General features: G+C 63.5%; 1 protein-coding gene. It reads right to left on the reverse strand.

Annotated elements, in window-relative coordinates:
- Positions 1-31: 31 nt before the first annotated feature.
- The coding region (locus tag HX846_RS24380) for a MaoC/PaaZ C-terminal domain-containing protein (protein WP_256739879.1) at positions 32-614 on the reverse strand (583 nt) is incomplete at its 5' end.

Raw genomic sequence — 614 nt, forward strand, 5'->3', positions numbered from 1 at the left:
GGCTCGACAGCTCCCACATTGGTCTCAGCACTCACTCCTCGCGTTTGACCACCAACGTCAAGATGTCATAACTGGCCACCAGCTCACCCAGCTGGTTGGTCACCTCCACATCCCACGCCACCACGCCTTGCGGAATGCCCTGGGGGCTCTTCTTGCCCTGGTCGATCTTGCGCTTGCAGGTCAGCCGCGCCTGGATGGTGTCGCCAATGCCCACCGGGTTGATAAACCGCAGGGTGTCCAGCCCGTAGTTCGCCAGCACCGGCCCCGGTGCCGGAGACACAAACAGCCCGGCCGCCGCCGACAGCACAAAGTAACCATGGGCAATGCGTTTGCCGAATTGCGATTCCTTGGCGGCGATGTCATCGAAGTGCATGTAGAAGTGATCGCCCGACAGGCAGCCGAAGTTCACCAGGTCGGCCTCGGTGACGGTGCGGCGGTGGGTCAGCAGCGATTCGCCAATCTGCAGGTCCTGGAAGAAGCGGCGGAACGGGTGCACTTCGGTCTCGATGACCTTGGCGCCGCGTACGTACTCGCCGGTGACCGCCGCCAGCATGGTCGGTGAGCCCTGTACGGCTGCGCGTTGCAGGTAGTGTTTCACGGCGCGCAAGCCGCCG

This window comes from Pseudomonas sp. K5002, assembly GCF_013386655.1.
Classification (GTDB): domain Bacteria; phylum Pseudomonadota; class Gammaproteobacteria; order Pseudomonadales; family Pseudomonadaceae; genus Aquipseudomonas.